This window comes from Bradyrhizobium ganzhouense, assembly GCF_049949285.1.
GTDB classification, from domain to species: Bacteria; Pseudomonadota; Alphaproteobacteria; order Rhizobiales; family Xanthobacteraceae; genus Bradyrhizobium; species Bradyrhizobium ganzhouense.
This window is the reverse complement of sequence record NZ_CP181318.1, coordinates 6,958,482-6,974,454: the sequence shown is the minus strand read 5'-3', so window position 1 is coordinate 6,974,454 and position 15,973 is coordinate 6,958,482. Positions and strand designations below refer to the sequence as shown.

The following is a 15,973-nucleotide window of genomic DNA, read 5'->3' as shown; positions in this document are numbered from 1 at the left end:
ATCTGCGCTTCGCTTGTCCGGGACGACACCGTGATTGTTGCACCACCTACAGCTGCGTCTTGTAGCGCTCTTCCACGATCTCCTGGCTCTCCGGCTCGCCGAGGCTGGTCTGGTCGTGGATGACCTGGCTGATGCTCGGCATCACCGAGCGCTGCACCTTCTCCGGCGCCCATAGCTTTGAGCGCATCAGCGCCTTGCCGCAGTGGAAATAGACTTCGCTGACAGCGATGCTCAGCACCGCGCGCGGCGGCTTGCCGAACTCGACCATCGAAGCGAGCAGATCCGGATCTGCCGACAGCGTGCCGCGCCCGCCGACGCGCAGCGTCTCGTCGATGCCAGGCACGAAGAACAGCAGATGCACGAAGCCCGAGCCCTCGACGACGTTGCGGAAACTGTCGATGCGGTTGTTGCCGGCACGGTCGGGCATCAGCAGCTGATTGGGGCCTGCGACATGGACGAAGCCGATGCCGCCGCCGCGCGGCGAGGCGTCGACGCTGCCGTCGGTGCCTGATGTCGCGAGCACGCAGAACGGCGACATCTCGATGAATTTCCTCGCATGCACGTCGATCGCGGGACGCGCCTTTGCGATCACGCGCGGGGTCGGCTTCGCATAGATGGTGGCGAGGTCTTCGGCGCAGAGGTCGGTCACGAAGGTCTCCCTGATTGAGGCTTCAACGATATCACTCCCCGGCCTGACCGCTATCCCCTTTGTGACGCCGCCGTGGCGCGGCGCCAGGGCGCCATCGTGCGCGCTACACTGCGTCGGCGGGCACGAAGCAACTGATGATGATGGCGCCGCGGTGGTGGACGTACCACACTACGGCCTGGCCGACCGGATTGCCACGATCGCGGATGATGGCGCGCTCGGGCACCTCCATCCATTGTCCCTCGATCGGCACCCAATACGTACCTTTGCGCACGTCGTAGTCGGTGCGATGGCCATCGGAGATGTCGCAGCAGGGTACGCCGTTGGGCGCGATTACACTCTTGAACCAGGCGCGGATGTCGGGCGGGACGTGGTCGTACTGGCCATTGTCAAAGGCCAACGCTGCGGTCGTCAGCGCCATCGTCGCGGCCAGCCAGACGCACAGCGCGAGCCTATGCATGCGATCCTCCGTCGCGTCCCGATTCGTATCGTTGATGCGATTAAGCCCGAGCTGTCAGCGCATTGCATGCTCAAATAATATGCGCAGCGAGATGCGTCGCATATGATGCGCTGCGATACCGGGGCAGATCCGACGATGCCTACATCGTGCGCTGCGGTGCAGTCTGCAGCAATTGCCGAACCTGCTCGCTGTAGAATTTCGCGTTGCCGGTGGTGCCGTGGCCGCGCGTCTCGGTGCTTGCGGGGATGAGATACAGCTTGCCGTTCTTGACTCGCTTCATCGCAGCGTCCGTCACGCCGGTCTCGGGCGGATTGCGCTCGTCGTCGGCGGAATTGATCAGCAGCAGCGAGGCCTCGATTCCCTCCAGCTTGTCGTTGGCGTTGTAGTCGTGCGAGGAATCCCACTGATAGACGTAGTCGTTGGCATCCGCCGTGATCGGCGTCGCCAGCCGTTCGTCGACGATCTTGTCGGCCTTCGCTGCGGTCGGTGCCTGTTGCTGATAGGCGAGCGTGCCGCCGATGCTGGCGATGCCATAGGCCGTGATGGCGTATTTCATCATGCGTGGCTGGCTGGTGTAGTTGCCGCCATTGTAATCGGGATCGTTGCGGATGGTGTCGAGCATGATCCGCCGCATCATCCAGTTGCGCGACGCCATCTCGGTCGGCTGCGAGGCCATCGGCACCAGAGCGTCCATGTCCTTGGGATATGTCTCGCCCCACAGCCAGGTCTGCATGCCGCCCATGGAGTTGCCGATCACGAGCCGCAGATGCTTGACGCCGAGGCCTTCGATCACGAGGCGATGCTGCGCCTGGATCATGTCGTCGTAATTGTATTTCGGGAAGCTCGTCTTCATGCCGTCGGACGGCTTTGACGATTTGCCGTGGCCGATCGCGTCGGGAATGATGATGTAATATTTGGACGCATCGAGCGGCTGTCCGGCGCCGAACAGCTCGCCGGCGAAGGCGGGCGTCAGCATGCTCGCGCCCGAGCCGCCGGTGCCGTGCAACACCAGCACCGGTTGTCCGGTCGGTTCACCGACGGTGGTGTAATGCAGCTTCAATTCCGGCATGACCTCGCCGGTGTGGAACTTGAAATCCTTGGCGACCCAATCGCCCTGTTTAGGCGCCGGGTAGTCAGCGGCGAATACCGATGTCGAGATGGACAGCAGAACGGCCGACAGTGCCGCGCAAGAAGCTTTCATATTTGTCTCCCCATGTGCGGCTCATGGCCTGTGGCCGCGTTGGGACGGACCTTACCAGAAGTGTCCGGAACGATGTAGGATTTCGCCTCAGCCGATCGTCTTATGAGGAAATCATCGGGAGAGACTGCATGTGCCGCAACATCAAGACGCTGTTCAATTTCGAGCCGCCCGCGACGGAGGACGAGATCCATGCCAGCGCGCTCCAGTTCGTGCGAAAGCTCTCCGGCTTCAACAAGCCGTCGCAGGCCAATGAGGCGGCATTCGACCGCGCGGTCGCCGAGGTCTCGGAGGCCGCGCGAAAACTGCTGACCTCGCTGCACACCCATGCACCGACGCGCGACCGCGAGGTCGAGGCGGAGAAAGCGAAGGAGCGTTCGCGGTTGCGTTTTGGCTAGCGGTTCCGCAAAGCACGACCGTGATCTGGCTCACGGAAACAATGGCCGTCATGCGCGATGATGATCGCCGGGGTTTTGACAACCCGGAGCTCGATCATGAACCGCCCCCTTCTTCCACTGAAAGCAGGTGCCATCGTTTTCACGCTGTTGTGGACCGCGTGGATGATGTGGTGGAGCGGCTCGTTCTCGAACGCGAGCGTGGTGATCCTGGCCGTTTGCGGCGCTGCGGTCGGTTATCTCTGGTACCGCGCCATGCGCTGGCAATTCGAGCGCATGGGTATGCTGCCGCGGCGTGAGGATCAGGCGAAGTAGGCGCCTGCTAGTCCTTGTGGCCGTGCTTCTTCTTTTTCTTCTTTTTCTTCTGCTCGTCGCCCTCGGCATCGTCGCTCTCGGCGTCGTCGTCGGAGGACGCATCTTCAGCTTCTTGCACGGCGGCTTCGAGCGCGGCGCGCTCGACGGCCTCCCGCTCGCGCTGGCGGCGGCGTTCGTCCCAGGCGTCGAACAGCTGCTCCAGCCACGGCAGCACCTGCTCGATCGACGGCAATTGGCCGGGCGGACCGGCTTCGCCGCGCGGCCCTTGAGGTCCGGCGGGGCCTTGCGGACCCACTGCGCCCCGCGCACCGGCTTCGCCCGCCTTGCCTGCCAAACCGGCCTTGCCCTGCGCTCCGGCCTTTCCGGCCGGTCCCGGCTTGCCTTGCGGTCCCGGCTTGCCGCGTGCACCGTCGGGGCCCCGCTTGCCCGGATGACCCTGCGGTCCCGGCCGCCCCGGCTCGCCCTGCCGCCCGCGCGGACCCTGGGGTCCCTGCCGTCCCTGATCGTCTGCCACGCCGCTGCTCCTTCTGCGCACGCAAGCTACTTAGCGGCGTTTGACGACAGCGGCAATTACGCCCGTGCATCATGCCGGGCGTGATCAACATCAATTGGCGCCGCGGGGCGCGGGGCCCCGCGCGTCAATCGTGATACGCCGGCACCTCGATGCCGGAGGCCGCGTAGATCCTGATCTTGTTGCGCAGCGTGCGCACCGACAGGCCGAGCACGCGCGAGGCACGCGTGCGGTTGCCGTCGCAGCGTGCGAGCGTCTGGAGCACGAGCTCACGCTCGACCTCGTCGACGGTCGCGCCAATCAACAGTGGAACGATCTCGTTGGGTGCAAGGAATTGCGCGCCCCGCTCGGGCGCGGCGACATGAACAGTGGTCATCAACACACTCCCCGATCAACGCCCGCTTCCATCGTTGGAAGCGGATCGAGAACAAACGACCCCCAAGCCGTGAATCTACGGTGAGCGGGTTTGGTTAACGAAAGGTTAATCGCGCGCGATCGCACGAATTGACCTTGGGAATGCCGCCGCGCCGCCGCGATTGGCACGAGATGCATAGCGATGCGGACCGATTTTGGGTCTCACACTGTGCGATACCCGCCATCCACCATCACGATCGTTCCCGTGACGTAGGACGACAGGTCCGAGGCGAGGAAGATCGCGGGGCCGACGATGTCCTCGGGCTTGCCGGTGCGCGCGAGCGGGGTGTGGTCGACGAAGGCTTGCACCAGCGCCGGATTGGTGGCGCGTACATTGGCGTTGATGTTGGTCTCGATGAAGCCCGGCCCGATCGCGTTGACGCGCACGCCTTCCTTGCCGAGCTCGACCGCGAGCGCCTTGGTGAAGCCGAGCACGCCGTGCTTCGAGGTCGTGTAGGCCGCCGAGCTCGGCGTGCGCAGATGCACAAAAGACTGGATCGAGCCGATATTGACGATGCGGCCCTTAGCTGCGCGCAGGGGCGCGAGGAAAGCCTGCGTCATGTTGAAGACGCCGTTGAGGTTGAGCGAGATGATGTCGTTCCAATCCTTCGCCACCGTCTCGGTATCCGCGGTGAAGGGATTGCGGCGGGTGATGCCGGCATTGTTGACGAGGATCGAGACCTGCCCGACCTTGTCGGCGACGGTCTTTGCCAGCGCGAAGCAGTCGTCGCGTTTGGTCACGTCGAGCGCAAAGCTCTCGGCCTTGCCGCCGGCCTTGCGGATCTCCTGGGCGGCTTCCGCAACAGTGTCGGCATTGACGTCGAGCAGCACCACTTGCGCGCCCTCGCGGGCGTATCCGGCGGCAATCGCCCGGCCGATGCCGGAACCGGCGCCCGTGACGACAGCGATGTGGTTTGCAAGCAATGCCATGGCAATTTCCTTCCGGATTCGTTTCTAAGTTTCATGAAAGGCTAACTCGAAATTAAGGGGTCGGAAACGGCCGCCTTGGCATACTCGTCTCCATTGCTAAACGTTGCGCGCATGATGGAACGACTTGAATCCTGGAAATTGGCGCTCGAGCGCCTGCGGTCGGCGGAATTCGCCGACTGGGCCGAGGCAGGGCGGCTGGTGGCCGAGATCGTGCGGATGAGCACCGATGCCACGCTGCGGCAGGCCGCCGAGCAGGCGCTGCCCGTGCTGCGCCAGGCCGCGGACAATGACGATCACGGCGTCGCGCTGGCCGCCCGGCGCCGCGTCCGCGTGATCCTCGATGTCGTCCATGATCTGACCGCGCCGCGCTTCGGCCGCCGCAACGCCGCGCCGAAGAAATTGTCCAGCGAGGATCGTGCGCGCAAGATGCTGGGCCTGCCGCTCGCGGTGCAGCTCACCTGCGACGACATCAACCAGGCCTATCGCCGCGCCGCCAAGGGCATGCATCCCGACCAGGGCGGCAGTGCGCAGGCCTTCATCGATCTCGGCTCCGCGCGCGACGTTTTGATTCATCCCCGCGCGCACAAGGACGCGTGAGGCGCCTCAGCTCTTGTTCACGCAGCTCGGATAGGGCGCGGCTTCGCCCGGCATGATCGGGCAGAGGTCGATCGGGCTCAGATCGCGCAAGCGGGCTTCCCAGCGGTCGTCATTGACCGGCGGTTCGTCGCTTTCGGGGCCGCGCTCGGCCCACTGGATGGTGTAATAGTCGGTCGCGCCCTTGAGCGTGATCAGTAGTGCGGTTTCGCTGTGCCGCGTCGGGCCGCTGTCGATGCGGCCGCAGCCGATCACGGCGACAAAGCCCTCGAAGCGGCCGAAGGTTATGGCACCGAAGGGCCTGGCGGCAAAACTGTCGGGGCAGGCTGATTTGAAGCCGCCTGCGATGGTGCCCGCAAAAATCTGCGGCGATGCGCCTGGCGTCAACGTCATGCCCTTCTCGCCGGTGACCGTGATCATCTGCGTCCAGCGCTCGGGCGTCTCGCCCTTGAGCACGGCTTCGCGGATGTAGTGGCCGCCCTTGGTGTTCTCGAACACGGCCGCAAAATTCGACGGCATCGCGAAACTGACGAGCTGGCCGAAGATCGGCGAGATCACGCGGAAGGATTGCGGGGCCTGCGCCTGCGCTGTTGCGGCGAGCAGGAGCAAAGCGGTGAGAGCCGCCAGCGTCGTCATCCGTGCGCGCATCGACCTGCTCCAATCCGCGAGGTGAAAAAACGACCGGGCAAGGATGCTAGCATCGCATCCTTGCCCGGCCCTTGTCGTCCGCCGATCGAATTCTTACCAGCTGCAGTGGCCGGCCTTCAACGCCTGGTCCTTCATCGCGAGCGCGTCGAGGAAGGTCGGAACGGTCTCGCTGGCGCGATGATAGCCGGCCGGCCACGGCGTGGTCGGGATGCTATCGTCCCAGATCTGGCAGAAGCCGCTGTCCTGCCAGCGGATCAAATGATAGCCGGCTTCGGCCGGGCTTGCGGCGACGAAAGCGGCAGCAGCGAGGCCGGCGGCAGCGCAGGGCATGGAAATACGACGCATTGATCAGCTCCTCAAAAATGAAAGATGTGATGCGCCTCCCGACAATGACGGGAAGGGGTGCGGGGCGCTTCTCAGCCCGCGCCCCGGACAAGATGTGAGTAGTTCAGTGTGCTGATCAGGTTCAAAGCGTAGACCCGGGGAAATCGCGGAATTCACCAGCCAATAGAAGAGGGCGGGCCGCCTGCGCAACCCGCCCTCGAACTGGATTGGCCGATCGGATCAGAGAAAGCAGCGGCGCTCGGCGCGCATCTTGATCTGGAGCTCGGAGGCCTGCGTGAAGGTCGGGAGCGGCTTGCTGACGACCTTGTAGGTCGACGCGCCCCACTGGAACGGCTTGTAACGGAGATCCTCGTTCCAGACCTGGCAGATGCCGGTGTTGTCCCAGCGAATCACGTAATAGCCGCCGGCTGCCGCCGACGCCGGCACGGCGAACACGGAGGTGGCGATGCCGGCAACGGCACAAAGGGCGAGAACGCGACGCATGGAAAATCTCCTGATGGGAAGGTGTGCGGAGACTGGTGCGGCAAAACTGCGCAGCTTGCAAGCCGCAGCGCGGCCGATCACGGATATGTCAGGAGCCCGCCCGAGGACCGGCCTTGACTATCCTTTCGCCAGCGAGGCGACCGCCTCGATTTCGATCAGCATTTTCGGATCGGGCAGCGCCTGCACCACGCAGGTGGTGCGTGCAGGAAAAGGCGGCGGGCCGAACGCGCCGGCATAGAGCGCATTCATCGCGGCCACGTCCGAGGCGCGGGTCAGGAGCACGTTGACCTTGGCGAGGTCGCGCATCGTGGCGCCGGCCTCGTCCAGCACGCGCTTGATGTTGACGACGACATTGGCGAACTGCGCCTCGAACCCGCCAGGCAGCGCGCCCTGGGCGTCGAAGCCGGGAATGCCGGAGACGAACAGCAGGTCGCCGACGCGGGTCGCAAAGGACAGCGGCGGCGCCTTGACGTGCGGCGGTGGCGCGAAGTGCTGGATCGTCATGGGGACCTCGGATGCAACCGTGATGGAGCAGGGGCGAGCGTAGCGGCATGCGGGGCGTGCTCCAACACAAAACGCGAAAACAACCCCATGCACAGTAGAAATCATTGGCGGAATCTGGATTTCGGGAAGGCAGAAATTGTGGTTGACCCGTCGGGCAAAACAGGGGCAGGATGGCATGGTGGGGATGGTGTTCGCGAGCGCAGACGGCTTGCTTCGCCTCGCCCCGCGTGCGGGGAGAGGCCGACGCGCGCAGCGCGGCGGGTGAGGGGGACTCTCCGCGAGCCCAGCTGTTACTGTCTATGCGGAAGCGGCCCCTCACCCCAACCCTCTCCCCGTAAGAACGGGGCGAGGGAGCAGACCTCACGCACCGCCCATCATGTTGCCGCCGCGATCGATCGGATAGATTGCAGCATCTGATTCGCTTTCCCCTTGAAAAATAGCCCTCGGAGACGCCCCATGAAGATTGCTTCCACCTTGCGTGCCGCGCTCGTCGCCATTGCTGCGCTAGCCGGCCTCTCGACCGCGGCGCAGGCCGACGGCGGCACCGTGGTGTTGACGATCTACAAGGCGGGCTGGTTCATCGGCGGTTCGGGCGGGAGCGGCGTGCTGAACTTCCGCGGCCGCTCCTATTCGCTCTCGACCGGCGGGCTCGATTACGGGCTCGTCTTCGGCGGCTCCAAGACCGTGCTGCGCGGCCGCGTCTCCAACATCAACCGTCCCTCCGATGTCGCCGGCGTCTATGGCGCCGCCGGTGCCGGCCTCGCGGTCGGCCGCGGCGCCCGCGCCATCGTGCTGACCAACCAGAAGGGCGCGGTGCTGGAGCTGTCGGGCTACCAGACCGGCCTGATGGCGAATGCCGATCTGAGCGGGCTCGCGATCACGATGCGGTAAGAGCAGGTGCCGTAGGGTGGGTTAGGCGAAGCCGTAACCCACCTTTTCTGTTTCCGCGGATAGGAACAGTGGTGGGTTACGCCTGCGGACTACGCTTCGCGTAGCCGCGGGCTAACCCTCCCTACGAGACCTACGGATCATGCGCTCACCATCTCATGAATCCGCTCGCAATGCGCGACGAGGTTCTTGCGCGCATCGACGAACGCCTTCAGCGGCGTCGGGATCGGAAAATAATAGATATTGGCGATGAAGCCGTAGATGCCGGCATCACAGCTGGTCGGCCGCTCGCCATCCACAAAACCGTTCGCGGGTACGATCTCGGCGAGCACCTGCAAGTCAGCCACCCCTCGCGCGTAAGCCTGTTCGGGCGTGTAGCGGCCGATGCCCTGGTAGTGATAGCGCTGGGCATTATAGGCCTTCGCCTTCTCGAAGCCATCCGCGTCGATCTGCGGATGCTGCGCGATGAAGCCGTCGCGAAATGCCGGATAATAGCGCTCGTCCTTCCAGCGCGAATAGGACATCACCCAGTAGAGATCGTCGAGCATGCGCGTGACGAGATGATGGGTCCGGCGCTGCGCCGGCGACAGCGCGGCATCGATGGTCAGATGATATTTTGCGATCGCGTGCGCGATGATCGTTTCGCTGTCGCCGATGGTCTCGCCGTCATCGACGATGTAAGGCAGCTGCCCGCGTGGTGCGGCGGAGGCATCGAACACGTGCTCGTGCACGAACGGAACGCCTGCGAGCTTCAGGAAGGCGTAGACCTTGAGGCCATAGCCGTTGTTGTCGGCGACGCCGAACAGATTTGGGTAGGAATAGAGGGTCAGCATGGTAGCTGCCTTTACTCGCGGGCCGGCGTCCTGGCCCGTTTGCCCGTCGTGACGGCTTGCGCGGATTTGCTGGAGCGGATCATCAGGAACGACCCGGACGTGCCCGGCAGCCGCCAGCGCCCGTCGATCTCGGTCGCCTCTCCGTTCATGATGCCGTCGTAATGGACAATGTCGAAGCCGTAACCCGGCGGCTCGTAGCGTTTGACAAAGGACACGACTGTGCCGGCGCGATGGCCCGTGATCGAGGCGCTGTGGGTTCGCACCGGGCAGCGCGGATTCGAGCAGGGCTCGGTGACACTGCCGCTGATCGCACCGCCGGCCTCGACCAGCGTCGCCGTGAACGTGACCATTCCCGTGCCGGGTTGGATGTAAGTGCCGTCCCAGACACCGGAGAGATCGTCGCTCATGGCGGCGGCTTCCTCGACATGACGTGCGCCGATTGAGGCTCGGCTGTTCCAACCCACGTTCTTCCACCCCAAGTCGTATCGCCGCCATCACGCCCTTGCAATAGTCCGCACGCGACGTCGATCGACCGGAGGATGGGTGCCCGGCATCATCCGTTTGATGGAGGCCGCGCCTCTCAGGGGCGAAAAAAGTGCTATTCCGCCTGTCGGATTATCGCCCGCGCGTTCGTCCTTCGAGCGACGGCGCGCGTGTGCGCGTCCGGTTCGAGGCAAAGGATATCAGTACATGACCTCCATCACGCCGTTTCTCTGGTTCGACAACAACGTTCCGGAAGCCGTGGCCTTCTACAAATCGGTGTTCCCCAATGCGAAGGTCGAGACCGTCAGCGACTTCATGGCGGTGTTCGAGCTCGAGGGCCAGCGCTTCAACGCGCTCAATGGCGGGCCGCAACACCGCTTCAACGAGGCGGTGTCGTTCTTCATCAGCGTCGAGACGCAGGACGAGGTGGACTATTTCTGGAGCCGCCTCACCGTCGACGGCGGCGAAGAATCCCGCTGCGGCTGGCTGAAGGACAAGTTTGGCCTGTCCTGGCAGGTGGTGCCATTAGCGCTTGGCCGCTATCTCGGCGACTCCGACCGCACCAAGGCCAATCGCGTCATGCAGGCGATGATGGGGATGCGGAAGATCGTGATTGCGGATTTGGATAAGGCGTATGGTGGGTGAGACGGCTGACGGTTCTGCGGGCGGCGTAACCAAACCCACGGTGTCGTCCCGGCGAACGCCGGGACCCATACCGCGTGATCTATCAATTGTGGCCGGTAGGAGTACCGAACGACGAGTCTTCGTCAAACTTTACCCTGTGGTTACGGGTCCCGGCTTTCGCCGGGACGACGGCGGAGTGCAGAGCGCCTATCGTCAATCCATCCTACACAGGGTTTACTTCGCGACCACGCCCTGCATCGCTATACTCCCCACCATCAGCTGGATGGTGATCTCATGGCAAACGAATTGGCAGGCAAGGTTGCCGCGGTGACCGGGGCCGCGTCGGGCATTGGGCTCGCGAGCACTGAAGCGATGCTGGCCGCGGGCGCGCGGGTGGTGATGGTCGACCGCGACGAGGCGGCGCTGAAGTCGCTCGGCAACAAGCATGGCGACGCCGTGATCCCGCTGGTCGTCGACCTCCTGGATCCTAAAGACTGCGCAACGCTGCTGCCGCGCGTCCTGGAGAAGGCGGGCCAGCTCGACATCCTGCATGCGAATGCGGGCACCTACGTCGGTGGCGATCTGGTCGATGCCGACACGACGGCGATCGACCGGATGCTGAACCTGAACGTCAACGTCGTGATGAAGAACGTGCACGACGTGCTGCCGCACATGATCGAACGCCGGAGCGGCGACATCATCGTCACGAGTTCGCTGGCGGCGCATTATCCGACGCCATGGGAACCGGTCTATGCGTCGTCCAAATGGGCGATCAACTGCTTTGTCCAGACGGTGCGGCGCCAGGTCTTCAAGCACGGCATTCGCGTCGGCTCGATCTCGCCCGGCCCGGTCGTCACCGCGCTGCTCGCGGACTGGCCGGCCGAGAAGCTTCAGGAGGCGAGGGAAACGGGAAGCCTGCTGGAGGCCAGCGAAGTGGCTGCCGTGGTGATGTTCATGCTGACGCGGCCGCGCGGCATGACCATCCGCGACGTGGTGATGATGCCGACGAATTTCGATCTTTAGGGCGCATTGTCGTAGGGTGGGTTAGCCGAAGGCGTAACCCACCGCTTCTGTTCCTGCGGAGATGGACAGTGGTGGGTTACGCTGCGCTAACCCACCCTACGAAGGCGCACCATCATCCGGCCGACGCCGCCGTAAACACCGCCAGCTGCGCATCAAACGCGCGGCGGAAGGCCGGGCGCGCTTCGCCGCGGGCAACATAGGACGAGAGGGTCGGATAGTCGGCGAGGATGCGCGATGCATTCAGCCTGCGCAGCACCGTCACCATCAGGAGATCGCCGGCGCTGAATGCACCGTCGAGCCAGTCGGCCCCGCCGAGGTGGCGGGACAATTCGTCGAGCCGGACGCGGACACGATCGTTGAGGAGAGGCAGGCGCTCGTCATACCAGCTCTCGTCACGTTCGAGCAGCGTCGCCATGCCGAGATCGACGATCGTCGGCTCGACGGTGTTGAGCGCGGCAAACATCCAAGCGATGGCGCGCGCCCTGGCGTTCGGCTCGGTCGGCAGCAGGCCGTCATGACGCTCGGCGATAAGGAGCACGATGGCGCCGGTCTCGAACAGTGCGAGATCGCCGTCCTCATAGGTCGGTATCTGCCCGAACGGATGCAGCGCAAGATGCGCCGGCTCCTTCATGGATTCGAACGACACCAGCCGAACGTCGTAGGGTTGGCCCACCTCCTCGAGCGCCCAGCGAACCCGCATGTCGCGCGCCTGTCCTCGGCCGCGGTCGGGCGAGTTTGCGAAGGCGGTGATGGTGGGCATGTGGGGTCTCCGGGGTGATGGCGGTTTGGACCGAGGACGAACGAGTGCAGTGAATTCCGACAGTGCCGGTGGGCACGGCGCAAGGGCGCCTTTGCCCACCCTACGAAGCTGGGCCGTTGGCGAGCGTTGCGAATTGCCTGTCGTGCAATAGGATGGCGTCAACATCGCTCCGGGGAGGTCAAGATGGCCATTAACAAGGACAAGATCGACGACGCGGCGCTCGCCTTGCTCTGGCTCACCCTGCACGATGGCAATCGGGCATGGAAGGGTTTTGACTGGGACGTGCTCGGCCGGCTCCACGACAAGGGCATGATTGATGATCCTGTCGGCAAGGTGAAGTCGGTGGTGTTCACCCCCGAAGGGCTCGAACGGGCGAAGACGCTGTTCAAGGAATTGTTCGAGCAGTGATGCCCTGGCGATGAACCGCGAACAATTGGCTGCCGCCTACGCGGCACCCGCCCGCCACTATCACAATCTGGCACATATCGAGGACTGCCTGGCCGCGCTCGCGCGGGTCGAGGGTCTTTCGGCCGCCGAGCGCGAGACGCTGACGGAGGCGATCTGGTGGCATGACCTCGTGTATGATCCGACCCGATCCGACAACGAGGAACGCAGCGCGCAGCTCGCCGAGCAGCACGTCCGCACCGAGCTTCGTCAGGAGGTCGGCCGCCTGATCCGTCTGACGAAGACGCACGAAATTAGTGCTGGCGATCGCCTCGGGGCGATCCTGATTTCGATCGACCTCAGCATTCTCGGCACTGATCCCGCGCGCTACGACGCCTATGCCGCCGCGATCCGCCAAGAGTTCATCCACGTCAGTGACGACGACTATCGTATCGGTCGCGCCCGGGTGCTCCGCCATTTCGCGGCGCGCGAGGTCATCTTTCCCGATCCGGGTTTCGCCGCGACCTTCGACTGCCAAGCCCGCACCAATCTCGCGCGGGAGCTGGAGGCGCTGAGCTGAGGCGGGGGTGATGCGTAGGGTGGGTTAGCCGCTCACGAGCGCGGTCCGTCAACACGGGACGGCGCAAGGCGTAACCCACCTCTTGAGCCTCCGCGGCGACAGAAGCGGTGGGTTACGCCGCGCGGCCCGCGCTTCGCTCGGCCGCACAGCTAACCCACCCTACGAAACAGAACAGAACCACGCCGCCAGTTCTCGCCACGGCTCCAGCGTCCAATGCCCGGACGCCGCACCGGACGGCGAGGGCAACACGAAAATCTCCGGCAAGCTCTCATCGCGCGGCTGCCGCCCCAGCGAAATCGCAGCTGACGGCCTGCCATAAAACAGGCTCGCCGCCTTCTTGCTCGTGAACGCAATCGTCCGCGGCCGGTACTTCTCGATCTTGGCCCTGAACCCCGGCACGTCGATCGACGCGGCCGCGATCTGGTGATCCATCCCGGCGCCCGACTTGGAGAGATCGGTGAAGCCGATCCCGAGCTCAAGCAGCGCGGCGAACTCGCCCGGCTGATAGCGCCGCGGCGTGATGCCGGCCTCATGGATCGCGCGCCAGAAGCGGTTGCCGGGATGGGCGTAGTAGTGCCCGACCTCAGCCGAACGCGTGCTGGCGGCGGTGCCGACGAAGACGAGGCGGAGGTTGGGACGGAGTTGGTCAGGGAGGCGATGGGGGGTGGGGGCGGGCAAATTAAACGTCTATAGGCTTGGCAGTTGTGTAGGGCATATTAACAAAGCGTAACTCATCGCCTTTTGCCGGAGCGCGAAGAGTTGCCACGCAGACGAGGTAGATCGCTCCTTCGCTGACTCTCCGCCGTTCATTGCCCGTGAGCGTGGAACGATACGGGATAGCAGCCGATCCAAGATGTCACTTCGTTCACCCGGGCTACCTTTGCTAGTGCTTAAAGATCGTCTTACGATGGTATTCTAGGTACTGCCTCTCTGTTCGCATAAGTCTGCGCCTCAACCCGCTAGGAATTTGCAGATTGGCGGCATCTCTTGGCGGAATGGAACTCGAAATCAGCATAACCCCGTCATCCCTAAATGAGATAAGGCCGGAGTCGAAGAGTGCATCAAGATGGGCGGATAAGAGGAGCCCATTAGCTGGATCTAGCCGCTCTTGATTTGTCGACGCCCGCCACGGCTTAATGTGCGAAGCTCGCAACAATGGCCGCAGCTTGCAATTGATAACCGCACACCCCTCCTCCCAGCGTTTCTCGATATCGTATCTAAAGCGCCCTTGGCCCAATCGGGCATCGATCAGCGCCTTCCTTGTTGTTTTATCGATGGAAACGTCGGCTTCAATTTGCGCCAAATCCCGCGTGATCGGAGAGCCGATTGAATTTTCGTCAGATCGAATCGCGTTCAGGGATGCGACGATTGAAACGTCTGATATTCGATTCAATCCACGACTGAAGTTCTGTTGGCTCGAAAGCAATCGCTGAAACCAAATATACTGAGTGATGTCTATCGGATCGGGAAGATAATCGACTTGAAAAGTGATCTCTGTTCCGTCTTCATGGCTAGATCGGCTGTATTGGGATGGCCGTTCGCTGCGCGCCAACTCTTTCATAACACCTGAGCAAACGAGATCGTACGATTTGGGCGAACCCCGTCCCGTGACGATCCATATCCTGTTGCCGACTAATGTTTCAGTTCGGAAGCGTTTGCCGGTGAAGAATTTCAGTTCTTTGGCGCGGCGCTTTCGCGCGCGATCAAAGTAAGGGCCCCATTCCTCCGTCTTGTGATAGCCGATGAAATCGCTCATGCGAACCTTAAAAAATCTGGTTGTTCAATGCGACTCGGCGCAATTAGTCGCGTGATCCGATAACACGCTCTAGATGGTACTCCGTTCGTGCCGCTTATATTGCTAAGGCTGCCAAACTTTAACGGAAGCAGAGTCGACGTATTCGATTGCTATCCGATCATTTCTTTCGCGGAATTGGGCCAGCCGCTCCTTCGTGCCTTGTAGATTTGCTTCTGGCTGATGAACGCAGACGAACAGTTTATTCAGGCCGCTTTCGAAAATAGCGTCGTACAGATGGAAGTCATTTTCGGCGACGGAGTGCCCAAATATGATGAGCGTGCCGGTAAGAGTCTTCAATTTGTCGTAGCAGTAACGAAAGTAGGGAACCGAGTTTATTCGTGCCATCTTTTGACGTGCGGTTCCTTCCGCAACGAAAAGCGGTAGTTCTTGCCTATTCCGTATTGTGTCCGAAATGTCCGAAATAATCGTACCAGTGGTTACGATCCTCTTTTGCGTATCCCGCTGGGCGCCAAGGAAAAGGTGGAGTGCCCCATGAAGATAAAAAGTATTGCAGGTACCTTCTTCGCTAAACGTACGAAAGCCTCCCACAGTCTGACCTAAGCCAAATCCATCTGTAAACGAATATCCGCCCATTTTGAGAATGACCCAATAGAGCAAAAGATCGTAGTTGACGGTGAAGATATTTTCAAAGCTGCGAAGGAAGGCGGCGCATTGCTGCCGTTGCTCCTGCGGAATGTCGAACTGGACGCCAGGATGAACCTGTCTAACGGCTTGTATAAGAGCTTCGCGCACTGCTGCTGCGTCGTTTCTGAAAATGGTGGCTCTATCGTCCGCTCCGTAAGCGCTTTCGACTCGAGCCGCATCTTGCAGAGCTCGCATGACCAGCTCAAAATCCACGGTGGCGAGCGAATCGAATAATTGCCGGATGGGGCTGTCCGGTTGCAATCCCGACTTGTCCAGCAAAGCTGAGTAAGAGAACTGTCCACCCGCTTGTGCGATTGAGAATCCGTTTCCAATTAACAGTGAACGGTTTTGATCGGATTGCTTGAGCGCTTCGTCATATGCGATCGTCATTTTGACTTCCTCAAAAATCCAAACATTGTCTATCGCACTATAAGTAGATCGAAATCGGTATCGCAATTAGTAGTTAGTACAAAGAGGCCGAGCTCGCGCTCGACCTCTGATGTTCGTTCGGTGTT

The 15,973-nt window shown here is 62.4% G+C and carries 24 protein-coding genes; 8 read left to right on the top strand and 16 right to left on the bottom strand.

Annotation, left to right across the window (positions count from 1 at the left end; translation table 11 throughout):
• Positions 1–46 precede the first annotated feature (46 nt).
• From ACLFLU_RS32365 to ACLFLU_RS32355, 3 genes are all read right to left on the bottom strand, one after another.
• Positions 47–649 (bottom strand): pyridoxamine 5'-phosphate oxidase family protein, encoded by a 603-nt coding sequence (locus ACLFLU_RS32365; protein ID WP_426408771.1) that lies wholly within the window; start codon positions 647–649, stop codon positions 47–49.
• 103 nt (positions 650–752) lie between these two features.
• On the bottom strand, positions 753–1,106 hold the full coding sequence (locus ACLFLU_RS32360) for a hypothetical protein (protein ID WP_426408770.1): 354 nt from the start codon (positions 1,104–1,106) through the stop codon (positions 753–755).
• A 139-nt stretch (positions 1,107–1,245) separates the two neighbouring features.
• Positions 1,246–2,307, bottom strand: coding sequence for an alpha/beta fold hydrolase (locus tag ACLFLU_RS32355; RefSeq protein WP_426408769.1), 1,062 nt, complete (start codon positions 2,305–2,307; stop codon positions 1,246–1,248).
• A 128-nt stretch (positions 2,308–2,435) separates the two neighbouring features.
• On the opposite strand from ACLFLU_RS32355, the gene ACLFLU_RS32350 reads away from it, so the two are divergent.
• Together ACLFLU_RS32350 and ACLFLU_RS32345 are read left to right on the top strand one after the other, a co-directional pair.
• The gene (locus tag ACLFLU_RS32350; protein WP_148750582.1) at positions 2,436–2,702 is read left to right on the top strand and encodes a DUF2277 domain-containing protein; all 267 of its coding nucleotides are present in this window, start codon (positions 2,436–2,438) and stop codon (positions 2,700–2,702) included.
• A gap of 96 nt (positions 2,703–2,798) precedes the next feature.
• Positions 2,799–3,014, top strand: coding sequence for a hypothetical protein (locus tag ACLFLU_RS32345; RefSeq protein WP_426408768.1), 216 nt, complete (start codon positions 2,799–2,801; stop codon positions 3,012–3,014).
• A 7-nt stretch (positions 3,015–3,021) separates the two neighbouring features.
• Here the strand turns inward: ACLFLU_RS32345 and ACLFLU_RS32340 are convergent, their stop codons facing one another.
• From ACLFLU_RS32340 to ACLFLU_RS32330, 3 genes are all read right to left on the bottom strand, one after another.
• A complete protein-coding gene (locus tag ACLFLU_RS32340) occupies positions 3,022–3,528 on the bottom strand; it encodes a collagen-like protein (RefSeq protein ID WP_426408767.1) in 507 nt (168 codons plus the stop codon).
• 124 nt (positions 3,529–3,652) lie between these two features.
• Positions 3,653–3,901 carry a helix-turn-helix domain-containing protein gene (locus ACLFLU_RS32335; RefSeq protein ID WP_426408766.1) on the bottom strand — a complete coding sequence of 83 codons (249 nt, stop codon included), beginning with the start codon at positions 3,899–3,901 and terminating at the stop codon, positions 3,653–3,655.
• Between the two features lie 200 nt (positions 3,902–4,101).
• Positions 4,102–4,869, bottom strand: coding sequence for an SDR family NAD(P)-dependent oxidoreductase (locus tag ACLFLU_RS32330; RefSeq protein ID WP_426408765.1), 768 nt, complete (start codon positions 4,867–4,869; stop codon positions 4,102–4,104).
• 111 nt (positions 4,870–4,980) lie between these two features.
• Here ACLFLU_RS32330 and ACLFLU_RS32325 point away from each other — a divergent pair, with 111 nt between their 5' ends.
• Positions 4,981–5,466 (top strand): J domain-containing protein, encoded by a 486-nt coding sequence (locus tag ACLFLU_RS32325; protein ID WP_426408764.1) that lies wholly within the window; start codon positions 4,981–4,983, stop codon positions 5,464–5,466.
• 6 nt (positions 5,467–5,472) lie between these two features.
• On the opposite strand, the gene ACLFLU_RS32320 is transcribed toward ACLFLU_RS32325, so the two are convergent.
• The 4 genes from ACLFLU_RS32320 to ACLFLU_RS32305 form a co-directional block, all read right to left on the bottom strand.
• Positions 5,473–6,111 carry a hypothetical protein gene (locus ACLFLU_RS32320; RefSeq protein WP_426408763.1) on the bottom strand — a complete coding sequence of 213 codons (639 nt, stop codon included), beginning with the start codon at positions 6,109–6,111 and terminating at the stop codon, positions 5,473–5,475.
• A 93-nt stretch (positions 6,112–6,204) separates the two neighbouring features.
• Positions 6,205–6,456 carry a hypothetical protein gene (locus ACLFLU_RS32315; RefSeq protein WP_426408762.1) on the bottom strand — a complete coding sequence of 84 codons (252 nt, stop codon included), beginning with the start codon at positions 6,454–6,456 and terminating at the stop codon, positions 6,205–6,207.
• A gap of 219 nt (positions 6,457–6,675) precedes the next feature.
• Positions 6,676–6,939, bottom strand: coding sequence for a hypothetical protein (locus ACLFLU_RS32310; RefSeq protein WP_426408761.1), 264 nt, complete (start codon positions 6,937–6,939; stop codon positions 6,676–6,678).
• Positions 6,940–7,056: 117 nt separating this feature from the next.
• A complete protein-coding gene (locus ACLFLU_RS32305) occupies positions 7,057–7,443 on the bottom strand; it encodes a RidA family protein (protein ID WP_426408760.1) in 387 nt (128 codons plus the stop codon).
• 456 nt (positions 7,444–7,899) lie between these two features.
• Here ACLFLU_RS32305 and ACLFLU_RS32300 point away from each other — a divergent pair, with 456 nt between their 5' ends.
• Complete coding sequence (locus ACLFLU_RS32300) at positions 7,900–8,334, top strand: hypothetical protein (RefSeq protein WP_148750574.1); 435 nt, start codon at positions 7,900–7,902, stop codon at positions 8,332–8,334.
• A 137-nt stretch (positions 8,335–8,471) separates the two neighbouring features.
• Here ACLFLU_RS32300 and ACLFLU_RS32295 read toward each other — a convergent pair whose 3' ends face one another.
• Both ACLFLU_RS32295 and ACLFLU_RS32290 read right to left on the bottom strand, forming a co-directional pair.
• On the bottom strand, positions 8,472–9,164 hold the full coding sequence (locus ACLFLU_RS32295) for a glutathione S-transferase family protein (RefSeq protein WP_426408759.1): 693 nt from the start codon (positions 9,162–9,164) through the stop codon (positions 8,472–8,474).
• A gap of 11 nt (positions 9,165–9,175) precedes the next feature.
• Entirely contained in the window at positions 9,176–9,571 is a 396-nt protein-coding gene (locus tag ACLFLU_RS32290; protein WP_426408758.1) for a hypothetical protein, read from the bottom strand.
• Positions 9,572–9,854: 283 nt separating this feature from the next.
• On the opposite strand from ACLFLU_RS32290, the gene ACLFLU_RS32285 reads away from it, so the two are divergent.
• Positions 9,855–10,292: a VOC family protein gene (locus tag ACLFLU_RS32285; RefSeq protein WP_426408757.1), complete on the top strand. Its 438-nt coding sequence runs from the start codon at positions 9,855–9,857 to the stop codon at positions 10,290–10,292.
• 273 nt (positions 10,293–10,565) lie between these two features.
• Entirely contained in the window at positions 10,566–11,294 is a 729-nt protein-coding gene (locus tag ACLFLU_RS32280; RefSeq protein ID WP_426408756.1) for an SDR family oxidoreductase, read from the top strand.
• A gap of 112 nt (positions 11,295–11,406) precedes the next feature.
• Here ACLFLU_RS32280 and ACLFLU_RS32275 read toward each other — a convergent pair whose 3' ends face one another.
• Complete coding sequence (locus ACLFLU_RS32275; RefSeq protein ID WP_426408755.1) at positions 11,407–12,054, bottom strand: glutathione S-transferase family protein; 648 nt, start codon at positions 12,052–12,054, stop codon at positions 11,407–11,409.
• 183 nt (positions 12,055–12,237) lie between these two features.
• Here ACLFLU_RS32275 and ACLFLU_RS32270 point away from each other — a divergent pair, with 183 nt between their 5' ends.
• The gene (locus ACLFLU_RS32270; protein ID WP_426408754.1) at positions 12,238–12,462 is read left to right on the top strand and encodes a DUF6429 family protein; all 225 of its coding nucleotides are present in this window, start codon (positions 12,238–12,240) and stop codon (positions 12,460–12,462) included.
• A 10-nt stretch (positions 12,463–12,472) separates the two neighbouring features.
• Positions 12,473–13,018: an HD domain-containing protein gene (locus ACLFLU_RS32265; RefSeq protein ID WP_426408753.1), complete on the top strand. Its 546-nt coding sequence runs from the start codon at positions 12,473–12,475 to the stop codon at positions 13,016–13,018.
• Positions 13,019–13,177: 159 nt separating this feature from the next.
• Here the strand turns inward: ACLFLU_RS32265 and ACLFLU_RS32260 are convergent, their stop codons facing one another.
• The 3 genes from ACLFLU_RS32260 to ACLFLU_RS32250 all read right to left on the bottom strand — a co-directional run bounded on the left by ACLFLU_RS32260 (position 13,178) and on the right by ACLFLU_RS32250 (position 15,848).
• Positions 13,178–13,696, bottom strand: coding sequence for a mismatch-specific DNA-glycosylase (locus ACLFLU_RS32260; protein ID WP_426408752.1), 519 nt, complete (start codon positions 13,694–13,696; stop codon positions 13,178–13,180).
• Between the two features lie 205 nt (positions 13,697–13,901).
• Positions 13,902–14,774 carry an HNH endonuclease gene (locus ACLFLU_RS32255; RefSeq protein WP_426408751.1) on the bottom strand — a complete coding sequence of 291 codons (873 nt, stop codon included), beginning with the start codon at positions 14,772–14,774 and terminating at the stop codon, positions 13,902–13,904.
• 102 nt (positions 14,775–14,876) lie between these two features.
• Complete coding sequence (locus tag ACLFLU_RS32250) at positions 14,877–15,848, bottom strand: DUF4917 family protein (RefSeq protein ID WP_426408750.1); 972 nt, start codon at positions 15,846–15,848, stop codon at positions 14,877–14,879.
• Positions 15,849–15,973: the final 125 nt, after the last annotated feature.